This window comes from Nostoc sp. (genome assembly GCF_036917935.1).
Classification (GTDB): domain Bacteria; phylum Cyanobacteriota; class Cyanobacteriia; order Cyanobacteriales; family Nostocaceae; genus Nostoc.
Window position 1 is genome coordinate 279868 of sequence record NZ_JBALEL010000037.1, and the last position, 18386, is coordinate 298253.

Consider the following 18386-nt stretch of genomic DNA (forward strand, 5'->3'; position numbering starts at 1 on the left):
CTTTTTATTTAATTGAATTGCAGTTATCTTGCCATAACTGCTGTCTAATTTCGTGTAAGCACACAAACCTGCTAAGATTTTCTTTATTTAAGATACATATCAGCAATACTCTAACAGTGTGATTATTGCTTAATTTTCCTTAATGGAATAAACCTGATGTGCCCTGATTTCTACCCCGTGTGCAGCAAGGCATTTTTCCCAACCTTCTCGCGTACCGATGTCGCTTTTGTGATTGAGCAATCCTAATTGTTCTTCTTGTTGGGTGAGTTGAGCAAATTCTTCGTAACCAGGGTAGTTACTGGTAACAAATGTTTCTTTACGGTGCAAAATCGGCGGATTTGCTCTAGTTGCATAGTCTCGGTGAGTGACGACTAGGGTTTTTAAGTCAATAGTTATACTAGCTTTTAATGCTGGATGGGGATCAGTGTCGAAATCAGGGTAACACAGATAGGATATTTGCGGCTTATCAGTGTGATATTTGATCAATGTGGCTTCATCTACACGCCCAATGGTACGGCTAGCGCAACCTTCACAAATTCGCAGCACGGGGTCAAGTGCTGCTAGTGCCGAAACATGGACGTAAAGGGCACCGCGCGTATGTTTACCAATTTTGCTTTTTTCGCAAGCAGTTTGAATCACCCCAGCTTTACCTAAGCTGAAAAGCTTTTGATCGGCGACTTGACAAGCTTCCTCGTAGCTACTAAAAAAGGCTTTGATATCGTGACGCATTTCTGCTGCTAGCTTTTGCCATGCCGGGCGTTGGTCAAAATGGGTGAGGGCGAGATAAACTTGGATATCTAGAGAACGACGGTAAGCGATCGCATCCCATTCTGCTTCGTCAGTAGCTTGTAAAACTACACCAAAGGCACGGCGAAAATTACCAAATTCGCTCAGTAATTCCTGTTCATTTTCCAATTCGCCTTTGGCAGGTAGTCTACCCCGCTTGGTAAAAAAAGCCATGAGTGGTTGTAACTGTTCTTGATAGTCTTCAAACCGCTTGATGGGGATGCGGACTCGCGGTGTAGAGGTGGTAGAAAAGAAGCGGATAGCTTTGTAACTTTCTTTTTCGGCTTCATCTCGAAAAATAAAGTATACGCCTAGTGCGATCGGTACTGCATCAACTTTTAGGACTTCATCAATATAAGTTTTGAGTTCTTCTTGTTCGTAATATTTCTGAAAAGTATTGCGGCGCGTCACAATGCCATCGTTGTAAGCAAGTTGGGTTTTGCTGGGTGCGTTAATCAGTATTTGAGCCGCGACAATTAAAACTTTACCGGTGAGTTCCCAAGCTTGGATTAGGCTTTGACGGCGTTCTTCTGCGTCTTCAATGACATTGAGGATATAGCCCAAGTTGACCACATCGGCGGCGGTGCGTGGTACATCAGGATAGTAGTAAGGGTCCCAACCTGCGCTGGTGTAGCCTAAGTTTTTTACTCGCTGGACATCACCACCGTAGCCGCAACCGTAATCAAAAAAAGTGGTGTCTGGATTGAGGATTGCCCATTCTATAGCCAATCGTACAGGGCGGGATAGGTCAGTGCGAGCGATCGCAGCTCTATGACGCTCAATTTCTAGCGCTTCAGGCATAATATTAGTTGTCAGTTAACAGTGAACAGTTAACAGTCAACTAATATCCTTTCAATCTTTAACCGCTAGTTCAATTAAATCTTCAATTTTCTTGATATTTGGATCGCCTGCTAAGTAGCCAATACCGCGATGCAAATGTAAGCGGAATTGGGTGGCGAGGGTTTCTTTGTCGGTGGGATAACCGTCATTGTGACAGCGTTGCTTAAGGGCGAGGAGGAGAATATCGGACATTTCGCCGCCAAAGACGCGCCAAGTCATTTCGACGTTGCTATCTTGGGGAATTGGGACGGGTGAGGGTGTGGTTGGTTCTGCGAGGGAGCGACAAAACGCCCAACGGCATAAGATATTCCATTGGTCGATTTTGGTGCTGCGCCTAAGTTTGGTAAGTTGGTCTTTGGCTGTTTGGGAGAGTTTTATTCTTTCGATTGGGGATTCCATAATAGTTCGTCAATTTGTATTAGTCCACGTTCGCGTAGCGTTCCGAAGGAAAGGTGGACTTTTACCAAAAATATTGATTTTCTAGCACTGTTGTTTGGCGGGTGGAGGAGTCGTATTTTAGCAGGTATTCACGAGCGATCGCTTCATTTTCTCGCAGCGTTTCGACTTCTTTCTTGCCAATCTCAGTATCCGTAGATAACAAAATTACTTGATGACTGGCGGATGGAAAGTAACGTTCAACTAAGTTGCTGCGGTGGGAGGAGTCTAATCTACCAAGTGGCGTATCGATTGCTACTGGTAGGCGGTGTCCAGAGACTTTGGCTAAACCCCAGAGGAATGCGATCGCTAGTAGTTGTTTTTCACCAGCAGAAAGGCGATGTTTAGGGACGGGTTTACCATTGAAATCATATAAGGAAAGTCCGAAAGTATTAGTATCAATGGCGATACGATGCACTAAGTCTGATTTGTGGAGGAGATAAAGGAAGCAATTTTTAACTTCTTCCTCTAATTTATTGAGCTTTCTCAAGGTTAATTTTTCACGAAAAATCTTGAGTGTTTCTTGAACTTTAGCCGCAGAGGTAATAATATGTTCGTTATTTTTATATTTAATATTTTCTACAGTATAATCACTTAATTCTTTTTTTGACTTAGCAATAATAGTTTCTAAATCAGCTAAACGGCGGCGAATTGTTTCATAATTTGCTTTAGCTTCAACAACTTGATTTTGTGCCGCTTCTACTGTCTGACGCAGCTTTGTATAATCTTCTGGTGCTGCTGCTGTTTGTACTTGTCTTTCCAAAGTGATAATTTCTTCTTCTTTATTTTTGATAATAGCTAATTTTTCTTTCGCAGAGATTTGAGAATTTTGCAAGTGATATATGAGATTATCTAGCTGACTTAACGTTTCATCATCAGCTAATAACCAAGGTGCTTCCATTTGGAGAGTCTTTGCATATAAATTATCGACATCTTCGACTAGAAATGATTGAATTTTTTCAACTTCTGTTAGAGCAATTTCTACCTGACTTAGCCAACTAAGTAAGCGCTGATCTCTCTCAATTAACAAATCTTTGGAAATTTGGATTTGTCGATGGCGAAATTCTTTTTCTCCCTGCGTTTGCACTTGACTAAGTAAATTGGGAATTAATGCTAGGGGTAAAACATCAGCCGCCAATTCACACATTAACTGACGCACTTGTTCAACTTCCGCAGTTTTCGCTTTCTGTTGTAGTTCTAGTTGATTGCGTTCTGCCGCAATTTTACCACCCTCAGAAATGAATTTATCAAAAGCTTCTTGCTGCTTTACTTCTAATTCTTCTAGCTGATTTTTGATATTTTCTAAATTCTGTTCATTTTCTTGATAATCTTGTTGCTGTTGGGTCAATCTTTTTTCAATTTCTTCTAGGTTAGCTAAATCTTTAGTATCAGCAAATTCTTTGCGTTTACGGTTAACTAAAATATCTAAATCAACAGCTAAACGATCTGCTAACTCTAGCCCGAAAAGTCCGCGAATAGCTTCAACAACAATCGGTGGTGGTATTTCCTGTTCTGCGAGTTCTTTAACCTGTTCACCATCAAATAGGAATAAGTTAGAAATTCCTAATGGCAAAAGATTTTCTATATATTCATCCCAGATATTAACTAAAGCATCAGGCCAGGTATCACTGTCACCTAAAATACCTAATGTATCTTTACCGTCTTTAGGATTTTTTGTCCAACTACGCACAACACGGTATTTTATTGGTTTATCGTTTTCAATATGTTCAAAAAGTAATTCAATCCGGGTATCTGCAACTGGATCTATTTTGTTATTAACACATTGATTGAGAAAATCGCTATAACTTAAATTACCACGGGTAGAACATTGGGCGCGGGGCCCATAAAGAGCGAGACGAATGGCATCCATCAGCGTAGTTTTTCCGCCGCCATTCATGCCACCTAATAGGATAATTGGACGCGAGTTTTCCTCATCAATTTTTGGGTTAAGATTGATTACTTGTTTCCCACTATAGGGACCAAAGTTTTGTAGAACGAGTTCAAGAAATATCATTAGTTTTTAAGAGGGTGTTTGAAAAGTTATACGGTGTGATTTTTTACCCCCCTTATAAAGGGGGGAAACAATAAAATCAAGTTCCCTCCCCTTTATAAGGGGAGGGTTAGGGTGGGGTAAAAATATTTGATACATCAATCACGACTTTTAAAATATCCTCTAAGATTAACATGAGTTCGACGGCGATCGCAGAAGCAGAAAGTTCGTGATAAAATGAATAAGATAAAACTAATTAGATGATTTTGTCTGACGCATTGAGAAAAAATATTATCTATAAAATATAGATAATACCATCACTAACTGTTAAGAAATGCGATCGCATCTGTCTCGGTATTGGTAAGCGTGGCTAGATTTGCACACCTCCAGCTTGAAAAATCTGTTCGGCGGTTAAATTCAATTCTGGGAAAGTAGGCGAGACAATATGGGTATCGCCTTTAAATTGAGTAACTTGGTACTCACCATCGATTAATAGATAAATGGATATAGTAGGCAGTTTAGGATTGCCAATAAACTTCCTAGCGCCATAAGCCGCGTAATCTATAATCCAATATTCGGGAATACCTATAGCTTCTCTTCGAGACGCTACGCGAACATAATCAGCTAATTTTTTGTAGTAATCATCTCGCCAATTAGTACTAACAACTTCAATAACTAATGGAATAGATGTAGCTTGAGATACAGTTGATTGTTTTTTCCATAAAGGCTCATTCACTAAATTTGGTCGATTGATTATTAAGATGTCTGGTGAATAAGCTGATTCAACTTCAAATGGCTTGACTAATACAGTTTTTGGAATGAAGTAAGGAAGTTTTTGTCGCCCAATTTCGATAGATATATTTAGCGCCAAAAAACCAACAACATCCTCATGATCTCCCACTGGTTGAGCCATTTCAACAATCACGCCATCATGTAATTCGTATCTTCCACCCTCAGGCAGCCAAGCTGCAAAATCTTCAAAAGTTACTAATTTGTGTATGGCTTGAATAATAGAACCTCGCTTGTCTTAAGATAACCAAAGTTTGTCAAGTGTTCTTTAAGTAGTAGTCTGTCAAGGTTAAATTGATGGGTAGTGCGAGCATCTTGCTCGCGTCGTGAGCGAGACGCGAGCACTACCAACTCGTCAAAATGAATTTGACAGACTAGTAGTTTGTTGACTGCTGTTTTCTATTCTTCTAAATTTTCCTTTTTAAATTTCATACTTGCCCAAGTTACCTGTTCATCACTTTCACCTTCATCTACTTCATCGATTGCTGCAACATCGCCCAAAGTCATCTGCTTGACTTTTGCAACGTCACCTTGACTAACTGCTTCACTTAATTCGCGTTTTAAACGAGCATTTTTAATTGCGTCTTCTGGAGAACGGGAACTCGTATTAAAACATTTTTCTAGGGTTTCATATATTCCCACGCGACGAGTTTTTTTGCGATACTGGCGTTCTGTGTCTAACAATTTCGCCATGAGTTCCAAGTGCATCGCGTCACCTTCACAGATTTCTTCTAATACTATCCATTCATCACGACCTAGTAGGCTATAGTCAGCACCAGGACGGGGATCTTGAAATTCTTCGCCAGTCACTTCTTGATAAATCCGGGGTAAGCTATCATCAAATTCGTGTTTGTCTTCTAGCCAAATGCGGCGAATTTCGCTCATTTCTTCGAGACTAATTAGGGTGATATCGCGCATATTTTCTGGCGCTGTACGACGGGTTTTTGTTTGCGCTTCTAATAATCGTCTAAGCCAATGTTCACGCCAATATTTAGTATAAGGGCCAGGTATTGGTTCAACAGATATTTCTCCATCTTTGTTACGCTCAAAAAGTTGGACTTCACCCCAAATTCTTCTAAAATCTCTTCTGTCCCGATCATCTTTAATATCTAGTTCGTTACGGATATCTAATAATGGTTGCATCCATTCTTTTTCTTCATCATTTTGGATCATTGCCTCCATTGATTTATCCTTATTTACTAGTGTACAAACCCAGCAGCCAAATCGTGAATCACCACAGCTAGGAGTAGAAGTATCAACAACTAGTGGACATTCATTATCGGCTGTTGCACCTCGATACATAGTAAATAATTCTTTATTGCTTTGTCCCCAAGGATTATTCCACTGATTCAGGTATATCCAGACATCGTTATTACTCCAATCTTCAATAGGGGTATAGATTAAGGAGTTGGGTAAGCTGGCATTAGGACTCAGGCGATCGCGTACTCGATCAACTTGATGCTTTTTCATTGTGGCAGCACGTTTGGCGCTTTCTGCTTTGCGAGTACCCAATACAAGAATTGTTTCACCGTTAGCTCTAACTATTTCACGGATGAATTGATTAGCAGGATTAATTTTTAAACGTGGTGTACACCAGCGAAACTGGTTACGAGGTGCTGGATATCCTTTACCAATAAGATTTACCCAAAATGTGTCTTGAATTACTGGTTGTAGTAAATGTGGATCAATCGGCATCCCCTGTTCTTTCGCAGCTACCTTGAGATTCTGCAAGGATTTGCGAACCCAAGCAGACACTACAGGATTTTCTACCTGAGTATCAGTTGTAATTACATAGACTGTTTTAGTTCTTTTTTCTGGAGGAAGAGCAGCGATCGCATTCCACACAAGCTGCAATACTGTGCTAGAGTCTTTTCCCCAAGACACGCCTAAAACCCAAGGTATCTCATCTAAACAATACAATTCTTGAATTTCAGTGTTGAGAGCTTGGATAGAGTCCACTAACTCTGCTACAGTACGTGTTTGCTGAACTTTATTTTCTGGTTGTTGTGCTGTAGTCATTTTTCCTTCTCTCTGGAAACACTGGCGTAATATCTGGGCGAATAGAATTTGCGGCTATACAAACAAAACCCACCTCCGTGGGTTGAATAAAAGTTTTTAAAAACTTTACTGCTAATATCCAAATTTTTGGATAATTAAACGACATAATTCTATTCTGTTTTTAAAATTTAACATGAAAGATAGTACATCTGACCCAACTGCTGACATCGCTAGAGAGTACCTGGAACGGGAAAACAAGGAAAAACAGGTACTAGCTTTACTCCTAGAGAACTTTTTAGGGAGAAAAGATCAGATTCTCGTTCAAAAAACCGAAATGGGTGGTACTGAGGCTTATGTTAGCTCTGTTACCTTGGAATGGTTTGCAGGTCGGGTTCACTTCGCCTCTGGCTTACCTCTGTTTCAAAAAAAGTATAATCATGAGACTGATAATGTCGAGATTGACGCGGATAGTATTGATGAAATTCAGCAGCGTCCCCTTGATTGGTCACGTCAAGCACCGCTAGTCCAGTATTTAGCAGCTCGACAAAATCATAAATTTCCGCCGGTGCTGGTAGTAATTAATCAACCGTGGGTGGATAATCCCAAAGCTGCTGAGTGGGATAACGAAGGACGCGCCACAAAGTCTACGACTGATTTTATACCCCTAGATAAAGACGCTAAAGTAGGTCTGTTAAATATTTCTGAGGATGATGTAACTATTTATGCGTTAGATGGTCAACACCGATTAATGGGTGTACAGGGGTTGATGGAGTTAATTAAAACTCGCAAACTCCAGCGCTATAAAAAAGATAAAGGTGCTGATGACAGTTTTATTACAGTCAATGATTTGATAGAAAAGTATCAAGTAGACTTTGCTTACTTGCAAAATTTACCCAAGGAAAAAATTGGTATTGAGTTCATCTGTGCGGTAGCGGCTGGGGAAACTCGCACCCAGGCGAGGCGGAGGGTAAGATCGATTTTTGTTCATGTCAACTTGATGGCTGCACCCTTGACTAAAGGGCAACTAACACAGTTGAATGAGGATGATGGTTTTGCGATCGTTGCTAGAAAAATTGCAGTTACACATCCACTATTAGAACAACGACAAGAGCGCAATCCTCGTGTTAATTGGAATAGTGCAACAGTGGCTTCCAATTCTACAGTTTTGACGACTTTGCAAGCTCTGCAAGATATGTCTGAGCGATATTTGGCTCAAAAGTTCCCCCACTGGAAACCCTTGGAGAAAGGTCTAATTCCCATGCGTCCAGAGGATGAAGAACTTCAGCAGGGGATTCAGGAATTTAGCAAGCTATTTGATTATTTGGCTAGTCTTTCCAGTTATAAGATTTTAGAACACGAGGATACACCAGCTTTACGGCGCTTCAGCTTTGAGAAAGATGGAGGTGAAGGAAATATGCTTTTCCGTCCAGTTGGTCAAGTTGCATTAGCCCAAGCTTTGGGAATTTTGGTATTTAAAAAAGGTTTTTCGCTGACAGATATTTTTAATAAACTGCGGAAGTTTGACCAGCAAGGTGGTTTTAGTGGTATGGAGTATCCGCAATCCCTCTGGTATGGGGTTTTGTATGACCCAAATAAAAAGCGGGTGCAGGTTGCTGGACGAGATTTGGCGGCGAAGTTATTGGTTTATATCCTGGGTGGAATTCAGGAACAGATGGAACGTGCTGAACTGCGTAAGGCTTTGGCGGATGCTAGGACTGTGGAAGATAAAACTATAAGTTTTGATGGCGAGTTTGTTGAACCGAAAGCGGTAGGACTTCCACATATCCTGAACTAGCCAAGTTAAGTATGGATTTTTCGGTGTGGTTTTTACCGATGCTACAGCCTATAAGGGTTGCATATCATGTTTGCTAACATCTACTACTAATTTATATTAGGTATTGATATGGTTCAACCAATTGAGGATGCTAATAATAACATTTCTCCTCAGATCAAAGCTCAGTTTAGCTCCTTTATTGAGCCATTTTTCTCACAATATCATCGCGATCGCTGCTATCCAGGACTTATTTTTAGGCAGGGAAAGCGGACAATGCTGCAAATTAATGTACCTGCAAGTGACTTTTCTGGTCTTCTCCAAGCTAAACCATCCACTGGGAATGATCCTGATTCTGGTAAAAATCGCCCAGAGGTTAAAGGTCATGCTGATGAAATTAAAAAATATATTGTTGACCGTTCTCGAAAAGAAAAACCTTGGATTGTAGGAACTTTGACTGCTAATGTAGCTCCAAAAGACATAACAATTCTTGAACTTGGTAGGGGCATTTGTCTAGTTGTTATTCGTCGTGGAGTCAAGTTGGACATAACTGATGGACAACACCGTAAACGTGCAATTCACGAATTGATAGAAAGTACTGAAAGCCACTTAATCAGTGATGATGATTTTGCAATTACTCTAGTTTTAGAGGGTGATTTTCAACAGTGTCAGGCAGATTTCAGAGATATGGCTCAAACCAAACAACTAGATAAATCATTATTATTATCATTTGGTGAGTTCTCTGGCCGAGTTGGTATTACTAAAGAATTAATAAAACGAGTACCAATGTTTCTGGATAAGACAGAAAAGATTAAAGCAAGTCCTGCAACTAAACAAAAGCTGATTTACACAACCAATTTTATAGCTAGGTTTGTAAGTTGCGTTTTCACTAACGATCCAGGTAATCAGCTTCGAGATTATGATGTTTATCAAGCATCTGATGTTTTGGTTATCTGTCTTAATAAATTTTTCTCAGAATGTAGTAACACTGAGTATATTGCTGATACAACTGTTGAAGAAATCACAACAGATGAAGTAACTGCATTTAAAGAAGACTGTATTCTAGGTATAAGCGTTGGACTGGAAGTTTTAGGGCGTTTATTGCACTATATATATGATCCAGAAAATAATTATTTTCATGAAGAAAAAATTTCACAACTAGCACAGTTAGATTGGTCAAGAGAAAACCAACTTTGGAAGGATAACGTAATTAGAATAGATGCCCAACCTAAAAATCCAGACAAGCCATATAGAATATCTGCTACTGTTAGTGCAGTAACAGATGCAGTCAAAACAGTAAAAATTACACTGGGGTGGATGTAAAGTTATTGCTTTTAACCATTACTTAAAAATTAAGATAGGAATTTGGTTAGATCAAATTCCTCATCTTGCTGCTCTACATTCGTTCTTTCATAACTAATAATCAATAAAAGTCGCTCTGAATAGTCTACTGCTCCACGCAGTTCATTTTGTATAATTTCTAAACCAGCATTAGCATACTCTTCAAAAATGTGAATGCGTTGCTCGTCAGCTACATTATCATCATCTATAATTTTAATGTTTTCTGTTTCGGTGATAGCCAACAAATTAATTAATAAAGTGAAGCTGCTAGTAAAATAATCTTGTCGCAGTGGGGATAAATCTTTAGAAATTAAGTCTAAAGGAATGCGCTTTTTATTTTTAACGCCCAATGCTGCTGCAAACACCATTACTTCTACATAAGTTTGAAAAGGCCCAGTTGTGTCTTTTGATGCGACTAGAGATTTCACTAACTCAGCCTTATCTTTAGCAACCCTGATTCTATTTGCAGCCATTGTTTTAATATTTACATTGTTGCCATCTTAACCGATAGGCAAAAGCGATCGCTACGTTTACGCACTTGCCAAGGTATGATTTTATGATAGTATGTGGGCGCTCGCTAAACAAACACTAAACAAACAAATTATCCACCAACATAGTCCATCCTGGTAACGCGGGTTCAGCTTCCGCCACCTCGCCACGACGATACACTTGCGGTTCTTCGGGATTACTAGCGCGATATACTCTGATAACTTCCTCTTTGAGTACATCCACATCCCAAACTACCAAAGTACCAACCGCAAAATAATCACGGCGTTTACTTTCCATATCTTTTTCAGCCTTATCACCGTAATCATTTTCACTTCTCACCTCAGCAGCAAACACAGGCGCACCATTAAGGAACTTCCCACCCGTAGGTTTCCCAGTATAAAATGCGGCATCAGGACTTAAAGAACGAGGATGAGGGAGATTGACAATAAAACCGACATTATCAGGTAAAGCATAACCGCTTTTTGTTAGTCTTTCATAATCACGCAAATTACCATAAATTTCACCGCCTGCACGTCCTGGTAAAAATCCAGTTGGAGACATCAGCATCAATTTTCCATTGACAATCTCTGCTTTACAATTGTCAGGTAAGTGGTACAAATCTTCAATAGTTGCTTCAGTTTTAATATTCATATAGCGTTTCCTAATCTAGTGAGGTACAGCTTAAGCTTTATCTCCCCTCTCCTTACTAAGGAGAGGGGTTGGGGGTGAGGTTTTAATCTTCTAATTAGTTAGCGATAATCTCAATTTTACATCTTCTCTTCTCTCCGCGTTCTCTGCGCCTCTGCGGTAGCCTGCGGCAAGCCGCTTATGCGTCTACGTTTCTCCAAAACTTATATTGCAAACAGAACATCCTCATACACCAAAGAAATCGGAAAGTGGAAATCAACGCTAGTTAAATGAACCTCATCCCCTGCTTCATAAGGGTGTAACTCCCAGAGTCCTCTATCATTTAACCGGAAGCAATCTAAACCAATTTTTTCAGCATCGATGAGGATGTATTCTTGCAAAGTCTGAATACGACGATACCGCGTAAATTTTTTACCTCTGTCGTAAGCTTCCGTGCTTGGGGAAAGAACTTCAACAATTAAACAAGGATATTCGAGAAATTGAATAGCTTGTTTATCCCGTTCATCGCAACTCACCACAACATCGGGATAATGAAAAGGCCCCTTCTCAGATACACCTACTTTCCCATCTGCCATATTCACACGACACCCACTCCCTCGCAGGTGACTTTTTAACGCTGAAGCGAAGTTTAAAGCAATATCATTATGGGGAAGAGTACCCCCAGTCATGGCGAAAACTTCACCATCAATATATTCATATTTAATTTCTTGGCGTTCTTCCCATTCCAGATATTCCTGGGGGGACATATAATTTCCATCTGGACTCGCAACCATAACTTTATCCTCTAAACATTACGTTCGACTTCCATAATTTCCGTATATTCAAACTCATTCGGACTTTGTTTCACCAAAGGATATCTTTCCCCACCCAACTCAATATAATCTTGTTCGCAATCCGGCTTAGATGAATAATACGTAAGCACATATTCTCTACCGATTCTGTCTGTCATTTCTGCTTCTACTTCACCCCGCCACTGAGTCTTAGTAACTAAAACTATCAATTGATTCGCTAATTGGGGAATTGTCTTAGCAATGTGTCGCCGCGAACTTTCATCCAAACTACCGAAGGGTGAATCCATGACAATTGGGAAAGTACTACTATCGGGAATCATCATCATTTTTCGCTTCTCACTCCATTCCCGTACTTTGTCAATAATGCTGGCAATAAAAGATAAACTAAGAATTTGATTCTCCCCGGTGGAAGCTGCAACTGGTGCTTCTATACCCGTGGTATTTTCTACTAATGTCAGTTCATATTTATCGCTAATTTTAGGAATGTATGGAGTAACAGAAATCTCCATAAATATCTCCTGCACTCGCTTTTCTAGTTGCAGGCGAAATTGTTGTTCTTGGCGATTTTTAACTTCCGTTAATCGCTCGATTGCATCTTGAGTCGCGTTAATTCGTCGCTGTGCCAAAGTTTGCTTATCTTCATTCAGCTTTTGTTTAGCAATTTGTTTGTTTAAACCTTCAATTTCAGTTGTCAGTTGAGCAATTTGCTGCTGATTTGCACCCTGTTCTCGATTTAATTCGTCAATTTTACTTTCAATTTCATCTAACCGTTTTTGCAAACTGCTAATTTCTTCATTAGCATCTTTTCGCAACCGTTCTTGAATATTGTCTAAATCGCCTTCAATTTGAGATATGCTTTGCCTTAACTGATTAATCCTAGTTTGTTCTCTATCAACTTCTTCCCAAAATCCTATTGCTTGCTTATCAATTTCATCTACTTGAGCGCTCATCCGAATTGCAGTTTCTTCTACCGCCGAAGAACCTGCTTTATTTAACCAAGTACTCACATGAGTATGAGAATGATTACCCTCGTGTAATTCTGCGCCACAAATACAGCGTTGAGAATTCAGTAAATCATTCACAAATTCCCGCGAAATTCCTGATGTTAACTCGCCGCGCTGCTTCAAATCATTGATAATTCCGCGAAACTCTGCTGTGGTTTCTGACAGTAAAACGGTATAACCCCGCGCGGAAATAACTTTTTTCAGCGCTTCCTTGGTTTTTTTATATTCTTCTTGATTCGCTGCTTTCTGTGATTCTAAATCCTGCCATCTTTCTTGCAATTCCTTAGCAGCACTCAGTTCTCGCAAACGATTACTTGTCTCTTTTTTAAAAGTTTGTTGATATTCTAACTCTTCTTTAATTTCAGTTTGCCGTTTGGTAATGCGTTCACGTTCTCGTTCTATCTTCTCTTGCTGTCGTAATAGCTGTTTGGTTTCAGAATCACCAATAGCTTTTAACTCATTTTCTAGAGCTTTTTTGGCATCTCCCAAATGTCTGATGGAACGGTTGATTACTTCCACACCCAAGAAAATTTTTGTAGCTTCGGCAATTTCAGCTTTTTTGTCAGAACGAACTATTTCTTCAATTCGTTCGCCGTCAAAGAAAAAATATTGATGTAAAGTAGCGGGTAAAATTTGATTAATTATATCCTCTGGTTGCTGAATTGGTATATTCCATTTACCATCATCCGCACCAACCCACATGGTTAATTGAGTTTTACCAGCATCAAAATCACCTTCGTTTTTATAACCCCGACAGGCGCGTTTGACTCGATAGCGTTTACCTTCATGTTCCCAGCCAATTTCTACCCAACATTCTACAGCTTGACCTTTTTGAGTTTCTGCGATCGCACGCTTATTCACTAACTGCTCTATCGATGCAAATGCTGCACTAAATTTATCATATAATACCCACGTAAAGGCATTTAGTAAACTGGTTTTTCCAGAGCCATTATTGCCATGAATAATCGTCGTGTTGTGAACATCTCCACCAGCCAGAAGCATCTCTGGTGTCGTACCATAAAAGGAGCGAAAGTTGCAGAGCTTGATTGAAGTTAGCTTCATCGCACCTCTTCCTTAATAATGTCCAAAATATTATCATTTATATGGCTGTTAATCTTCTTATCTAGCCTGCCTTTTTCCAGCTTCCATACCCGCTCAATAATTTGCCGTACTTCCGGCGGTGCGCTGGTTATTGGCTCCTGCACATCTTCGATATTCGCCTCTTGTGACATATTGAGTTTTCAAATATACTTTTTCTATATTTTAACTTTCTCTAGTGCTGGAATAGCATCAGTAAAGCCACTGTTTGTGTTATATCATGTCCGCTTGATTGCTTATTAAACCCGAAGAACCCCAAAGAGCCAAAGCTATGCTTTGTCTCCCCTCCCGAAGAGCGGGGAGGGGTGCAATGACTATGGGAATCACAACTAATTAACCGGACATGATATTATTTTTAAAATCCTAATTTTTTTTGAAAAAACACTTTATTCTTTAATTGTTTTCTGTTATTATTAAAGTATCTTGATGATAATGGGATGTAAGTGAAATTTTTAACGCAGCTTACATCCCATTATTATCAAACTCATAATCTTATTATTTCATACTTAATACACCTTTTTTTAAAACTCGAAAAATTTTACAAAAAAATACAACTATTCTCTGATTCATGATCAAATATCTAATAAGCCATATCGCTTTTGTAAATCCAGCAATTTCATTCTGGCAACGCCTGCGTTATCAGCCAAATCAGCAAACTCTACAAAGCGCCGTAATTCCTTTTTCAACAAATTACGCTCAACTTCGATAGTTTCTCTATCTAAATCTGGTGGCAAAACAATCATGTCAAATATAGTGGCGCGTTCTTTAGCCGGATGGGGACGTAAAACTCGCCCCCGTCGCTGGATAAATTGGCGAGGATTTCCAGAACTTGATAAAATCACCGCAGTTTGAATTGCCGGAATATCAACACCTTCATCTAAACAACGAATTGCCACCAAACCTTGCAACTCTCCACTTTCAAATTGACAGCGCAAAATTTCCCTTTCTTGTAAAGTTGTTCGAGCCGTATAGGTGCTTACCTTATACCCTAAATCCACTCCCAAAATTTTAGCAACAGCTTTAAGTTGGCGTAGGGATGAACGTTCTCCCGCATCTTGTGAACCATCACTACAATAAAAAAGAGTGTGAGTAGTTTCGCGGCGAGTTGCCATTAAATCCCGCAAAGCAGTTAATTTATTTTCCGCCGCACCAATTAATCTTGCTCTTTGCATCAACAATGGCTTTAAATCTTCATTGTCTTCAAAATTTCCGCCATTTTCTCGATCTCGATAAAGTAGCGATCGCCCAATTCTTTTAGTTAACTTTAAATAGGCAATACTTTCAGCTTCAGTTAACTCCACCAACACCGGATAATACAGGTAATGTACCAAAGCACCTTGAGCGATCGCATCCCTCAAAGTAAACTCTGGTTGCAAAACTGGGCCAAAATAATCAAACAGAGATTGCGTACCAAAATCATCAAAATACCTCTCCGGTGTGGCAGATAAAGCCAATCTCAACCCAACAGTGCGCGGTAAACTTTCTTCTAACTTGGGTGCGCCTAAATTATGCGCCTCATCCCCAATAATTAAAGTTTTGGCGGGAAAATATTTGAGTTGAGACTGAAACCCATCTCCAATTAAAGTGGAATTCGTAGTAATCACCGTCACAAACCGTTGAGAACCAGAACGCAGATTATAAATTTGCGTAGATAGTTGACTTTGCCAAGTGCGTAAATTCTCAAAAGCTAAAATGGGTTGCAAATTAAATTTTTCACATTCTCGCGCCCATTGGGTGACAAGATGGCGGTAGGGACACACCACCAACAGAACTTGTAAATTAATCTGCTGATATAATTCGCAAGCGATCGCTAATGCAGTAATCGTTTTACCACTACCAGTAGCCATTTTCAGCGTCCCTCTGCCATTGTTGGTAAACCAGCTAGCGATCGCTTCTCGCTGATATTGCCGCAATTGCAGAGATAGAGGCATTCTTGGGCATCCTGGTAATGGTTGCGAAGTGTAATAACTGCCCTGACTTTCCCTTGCAATTGGAAATTTCAAGCGGAAAGTGGGCAGTTGCTGCACTGAATTTTTCGTCAGGTACATAAAATGTTAAGCACAAAGATGGTAACGAACCCTAATTAATGGGCATTGGGCAATTCAATTTTAGATTTTGGATTTTAAATTTTGGATTAAATTTCAATCTAAAATCCAAAATCTAAAATCTAAAATTCTTGCTCCCCCATTCCCCATTACTCAGTTGTAACCACGCCAAACACCAATCAGTGAACCTTGCACCTGCACTTGCACAGCACTGACTTCAATGGGATTGTACTTAGGATTTGCTGGTTTGAGGGTAACGCGATCGCCTTGACGATAAAAACGTTTTAATGTGGTACCAAAACCATCAACTCTGGCGGCGACGATGGTGCCATTTTTCAAATGATTTGGTTCTGCGACTGGACGCAGGAATACTACATCGCCATCAGCAATTAAATCTTCAATCATACTATCGCCAGCTACGCGCAAAGCATAAGTTTGGGGAGGTAACTCGAAATTAGAAAAGTCTAAATGATCTACAGCATCAGTAAATGGTTCTATTAAACCACCAGCTGCGATCGTTCCCAAAATTGGTACACCTTGCTTCACAGCACGCAAAACCCGAATCGTTCGCGCTTGGCCTTCAGTCCATTCTATATATCCTTTAGTGCGTAAATGTTCCAAACGACTTTGAATTGGTGCTGGTGACTTCAAATTCATCCCTTGCATCATTTGCCGAATAGAAGGCGAATGCTGGTGCGATCGGATGTATTCTCCCAACCATTCGTAAAGTTCTTGTTGAGCTTCAGTTAGACGTTCCATAAAGAAAGCGGGAAGTAATTATTAATGTCTCTAGAACATTAGTACTACAAAAAACTCCCGATAACAAGAGAAAAGTAAAAATATGAAAGGCAAAAGCAAGAATATTCTCTTTTCTTTTACCCATTTATTTGGGATTTTTTGCAAATTAACTAGTCAAGAGCCAGCCGCACACTCGCTATTCTGACTCTTAACTCTTAACTCCTAACTCCTAACTCCTAACTTCTTTCACTCTGCTCCTAATATACTCGCAAGCAAAGCTTGTTGGGCATGGAGGCGATTTTCTGCCTGTTCCCAAACTCGTGATTGCAAACCTTCAATAACTTCTTCGGTAATTTCTTCACCGCGATGGGCTGGTAAGCAGTGTAAAACAATTGCCTCTGGATCAGCAAGGCTCAAGAGCTGCTCAGAAATTTGGTAAGGCTGGAAAATTGGCATCCGGTTATCTGCTTCTGCTTCTTGCCCCATACTCGCCCAAACATCAGTGTAAAGTACAGCAGCTCCCTTAGCAGCTAATTCTGGATCGTGAGTGAGCAAGACTTCAGTTTTGTGATTAGCGATCGCTCTTGCTTGTTCTACAATCCTAGAATCTGGCTCATACCCGCTAGGAGTAGCAATTCTGACATTCATCCCCACCAAAGCACAGCCCAACATCAGAGAATTAGCCACATTATTCCCATCACCCACGTAGGTTAAAGTTAACCCAGCAAGGGTACCAAAGCCTTCTTGAATCGTCAATAAATCAGCCAAAACCTGACAGGGATGTTCTGCATCGGTAAGCGCATTAATTACCGGAATCTTGGCATAGTGAGCAAAAGTTTCCAAATCCTGCTGTGCAAAAGTCCGAATTGCCAAAACATCTAGATATCGATCTAACACCCGCGCCGTATCCTGCAAAGGTTCCCCGCGACTAACTTGAGTGACATTGGGGTTGAGATCGATTACCTGTCCACCCAGTTGGTACATCGCCACAGTAAAACTTACCCGCGTGCGAGTTGAAGCTTTGGAGAACAACAACCCCAAAACTTTATTACACTGCAACTTCAACTGTTGTGATTTCAGTTGAGTTGCCAATTGCAGGAGTTCTTGAAGTTCCGTTGGACTGATGTCCGCCAAACTTAATAAATCTCGTCCGATCAACACTGCCATGCTTGTGATGTGTAAACAACAATTATATATTTCTGTTGCTTTACTAGCCGGATCAAAAAAATACAATTTGAGAACTGTACCAGATATTTTTGCGTCCAGCCCAAGATTTGAGTTAGCTTTTGCGATGAATATTAATTTATCAACTTTATCGGTGATTTTTTCTGGTTCATCACAATTGCAACCCCAACTCAACCATCTAGGCGTACAAAAGCAGCCATATTGCTAAAATCTTTGGTCTTCTAGCCTAATTTAGTCAGAGGTAGATATTTTTTAGCAACTACAGCTAGACAAATAAATAGATTATGATACAATAAAAAATCGTGGTTGCTAATTTAAAAGCGATACACTACGGTGGCCTACGCCAAGGTTGCCAGCATAGCACAGTGGTAGTGCATCCGACTTGTAATCGGAAGGTCGCGAGTTCAAATCCCGCTGCTGGCTTTTGTTGATTTTGGC

Annotated in this window: 16 protein-coding genes and 1 tRNA gene; 4 read left to right on the top strand and 13 right to left on the bottom strand. The window is 40.0% G+C overall.

Annotation, left to right across the window (positions count from 1 at the left end; all coding sequences use genetic code 11):
* Positions 1-129 precede the first annotated feature (129 nt).
* The 5 genes from V7K62_RS16340 to dndC all read right to left on the bottom strand — a co-directional run bounded on the left by V7K62_RS16340 (position 130) and on the right by dndC (position 6859).
* On the bottom strand, positions 130-1587 hold the full coding sequence (locus tag V7K62_RS16340) for a DNA phosphorothioation-associated putative methyltransferase (protein WP_334865664.1): 1458 nt from the start codon (positions 1585-1587) through the stop codon (positions 130-132).
* Positions 1588-1638: 51 nt separating this feature from the next.
* Complete coding sequence (gene dndE / locus V7K62_RS16345) at positions 1639-2025, bottom strand: DNA sulfur modification protein DndE (RefSeq protein ID WP_334865666.1); 387 nt, start codon at positions 2023-2025, stop codon at positions 1639-1641.
* Between the two features lie 61 nt (positions 2026-2086).
* Positions 2087-4075, bottom strand: coding sequence for a DNA sulfur modification protein DndD (gene dndD / locus V7K62_RS16350; protein ID WP_334865668.1), 1989 nt, complete (start codon positions 4073-4075; stop codon positions 2087-2089).
* Positions 4076-4421: 346 nt separating this feature from the next.
* Positions 4422-5063 carry a Uma2 family endonuclease gene (locus V7K62_RS16355; RefSeq protein WP_334866033.1) on the bottom strand — a complete coding sequence of 214 codons (642 nt, stop codon included), beginning with the start codon at positions 5061-5063 and terminating at the stop codon, positions 4422-4424.
* Between the two features lie 176 nt (positions 5064-5239).
* A complete protein-coding gene (dndC, locus tag V7K62_RS16360; RefSeq protein WP_334865670.1) occupies positions 5240-6859 on the bottom strand; it encodes a DNA phosphorothioation system sulfurtransferase DndC in 1620 nt (539 codons plus the stop codon).
* A 172-nt stretch (positions 6860-7031) separates the two neighbouring features.
* Between dndC and V7K62_RS16365 the strand changes: the two genes are divergently transcribed.
* Both V7K62_RS16365 and V7K62_RS16370 read left to right on the top strand, forming a co-directional pair.
* The gene (locus V7K62_RS16365; protein WP_334865672.1) at positions 7032-8633 is read left to right on the top strand and encodes a DGQHR domain-containing protein; all 1602 of its coding nucleotides are present in this window, start codon (positions 7032-7034) and stop codon (positions 8631-8633) included.
* 108 nt (positions 8634-8741) lie between these two features.
* Complete coding sequence (locus tag V7K62_RS16370) at positions 8742-9932, top strand: DNA sulfur modification protein DndB (RefSeq protein WP_334865674.1); 1191 nt, start codon at positions 8742-8744, stop codon at positions 9930-9932.
* 29 nt (positions 9933-9961) lie between these two features.
* Here V7K62_RS16370 and V7K62_RS16375 read toward each other — a convergent pair whose 3' ends face one another.
* The 8 genes from V7K62_RS16375 to argF all read right to left on the bottom strand — a co-directional run bounded on the left by V7K62_RS16375 (position 9962) and on the right by argF (position 17930).
* Complete coding sequence (locus V7K62_RS16375) at positions 9962-10423, bottom strand: DNA phosphorothioation-associated protein 4 (RefSeq protein ID WP_334865675.1); 462 nt, start codon at positions 10421-10423, stop codon at positions 9962-9964.
* Positions 10424-10538: 115 nt separating this feature from the next.
* Positions 10539-11090, bottom strand: a complete 552-nt coding sequence (locus V7K62_RS16380) for a Uma2 family endonuclease (protein WP_334865677.1) — start codon at positions 11088-11090, stop codon at positions 10539-10541.
* Between the two features lie 200 nt (positions 11091-11290).
* Positions 11291-11860 (bottom strand): Uma2 family endonuclease, encoded by a 570-nt coding sequence (locus tag V7K62_RS16385; protein WP_334865679.1) that lies wholly within the window; start codon positions 11858-11860, stop codon positions 11291-11293.
* Positions 11861-11871: 11 nt separating this feature from the next.
* A complete protein-coding gene (locus tag V7K62_RS16390) occupies positions 11872-13944 on the bottom strand; it encodes an AAA family ATPase (RefSeq protein WP_334865681.1) in 2073 nt (690 codons plus the stop codon).
* Complete coding sequence (locus V7K62_RS16395; protein ID WP_334865683.1) at positions 13941-14114, bottom strand: hypothetical protein; 174 nt, start codon at positions 14112-14114, stop codon at positions 13941-13943. Before V7K62_RS16395 ends, V7K62_RS16390 begins: the two co-directional genes overlap by 4 nt.
* Positions 14115-14552: 438 nt before the next feature.
* On the bottom strand, positions 14553-16028 hold the full coding sequence (locus V7K62_RS16400) for a DNA phosphorothioation system restriction enzyme (RefSeq protein WP_334865685.1): 1476 nt from the start codon (positions 16026-16028) through the stop codon (positions 14553-14555).
* Positions 16029-16178: 150 nt separating this feature from the next.
* The gene (lexA, locus tag V7K62_RS16405; protein ID WP_334865687.1) at positions 16179-16784 is read right to left on the bottom strand and encodes a transcriptional repressor LexA; all 606 of its coding nucleotides are present in this window, start codon (positions 16782-16784) and stop codon (positions 16179-16181) included.
* A gap of 225 nt (positions 16785-17009) precedes the next feature.
* Positions 17010-17930, bottom strand: a complete 921-nt coding sequence (gene argF / locus V7K62_RS16410; RefSeq protein WP_334865689.1) for an ornithine carbamoyltransferase — start codon at positions 17928-17930, stop codon at positions 17010-17012.
* A 7-nt stretch (positions 17931-17937) separates the two neighbouring features.
* Between argF and V7K62_RS16415 the strand changes: the two genes are divergently transcribed.
* Together V7K62_RS16415 and V7K62_RS16420 are read left to right on the top strand one after the other, a co-directional pair.
* Entirely contained in the window at positions 17938-18156 is a 219-nt protein-coding gene (locus V7K62_RS16415; RefSeq protein WP_334865691.1) for a hypothetical protein, read from the top strand.
* A gap of 143 nt (positions 18157-18299) precedes the next feature.
* Positions 18300-18371 (top strand) — tRNA-Thr (locus V7K62_RS16420).
* The last annotated feature ends 15 nt before the right edge of the window (positions 18372-18386 follow it).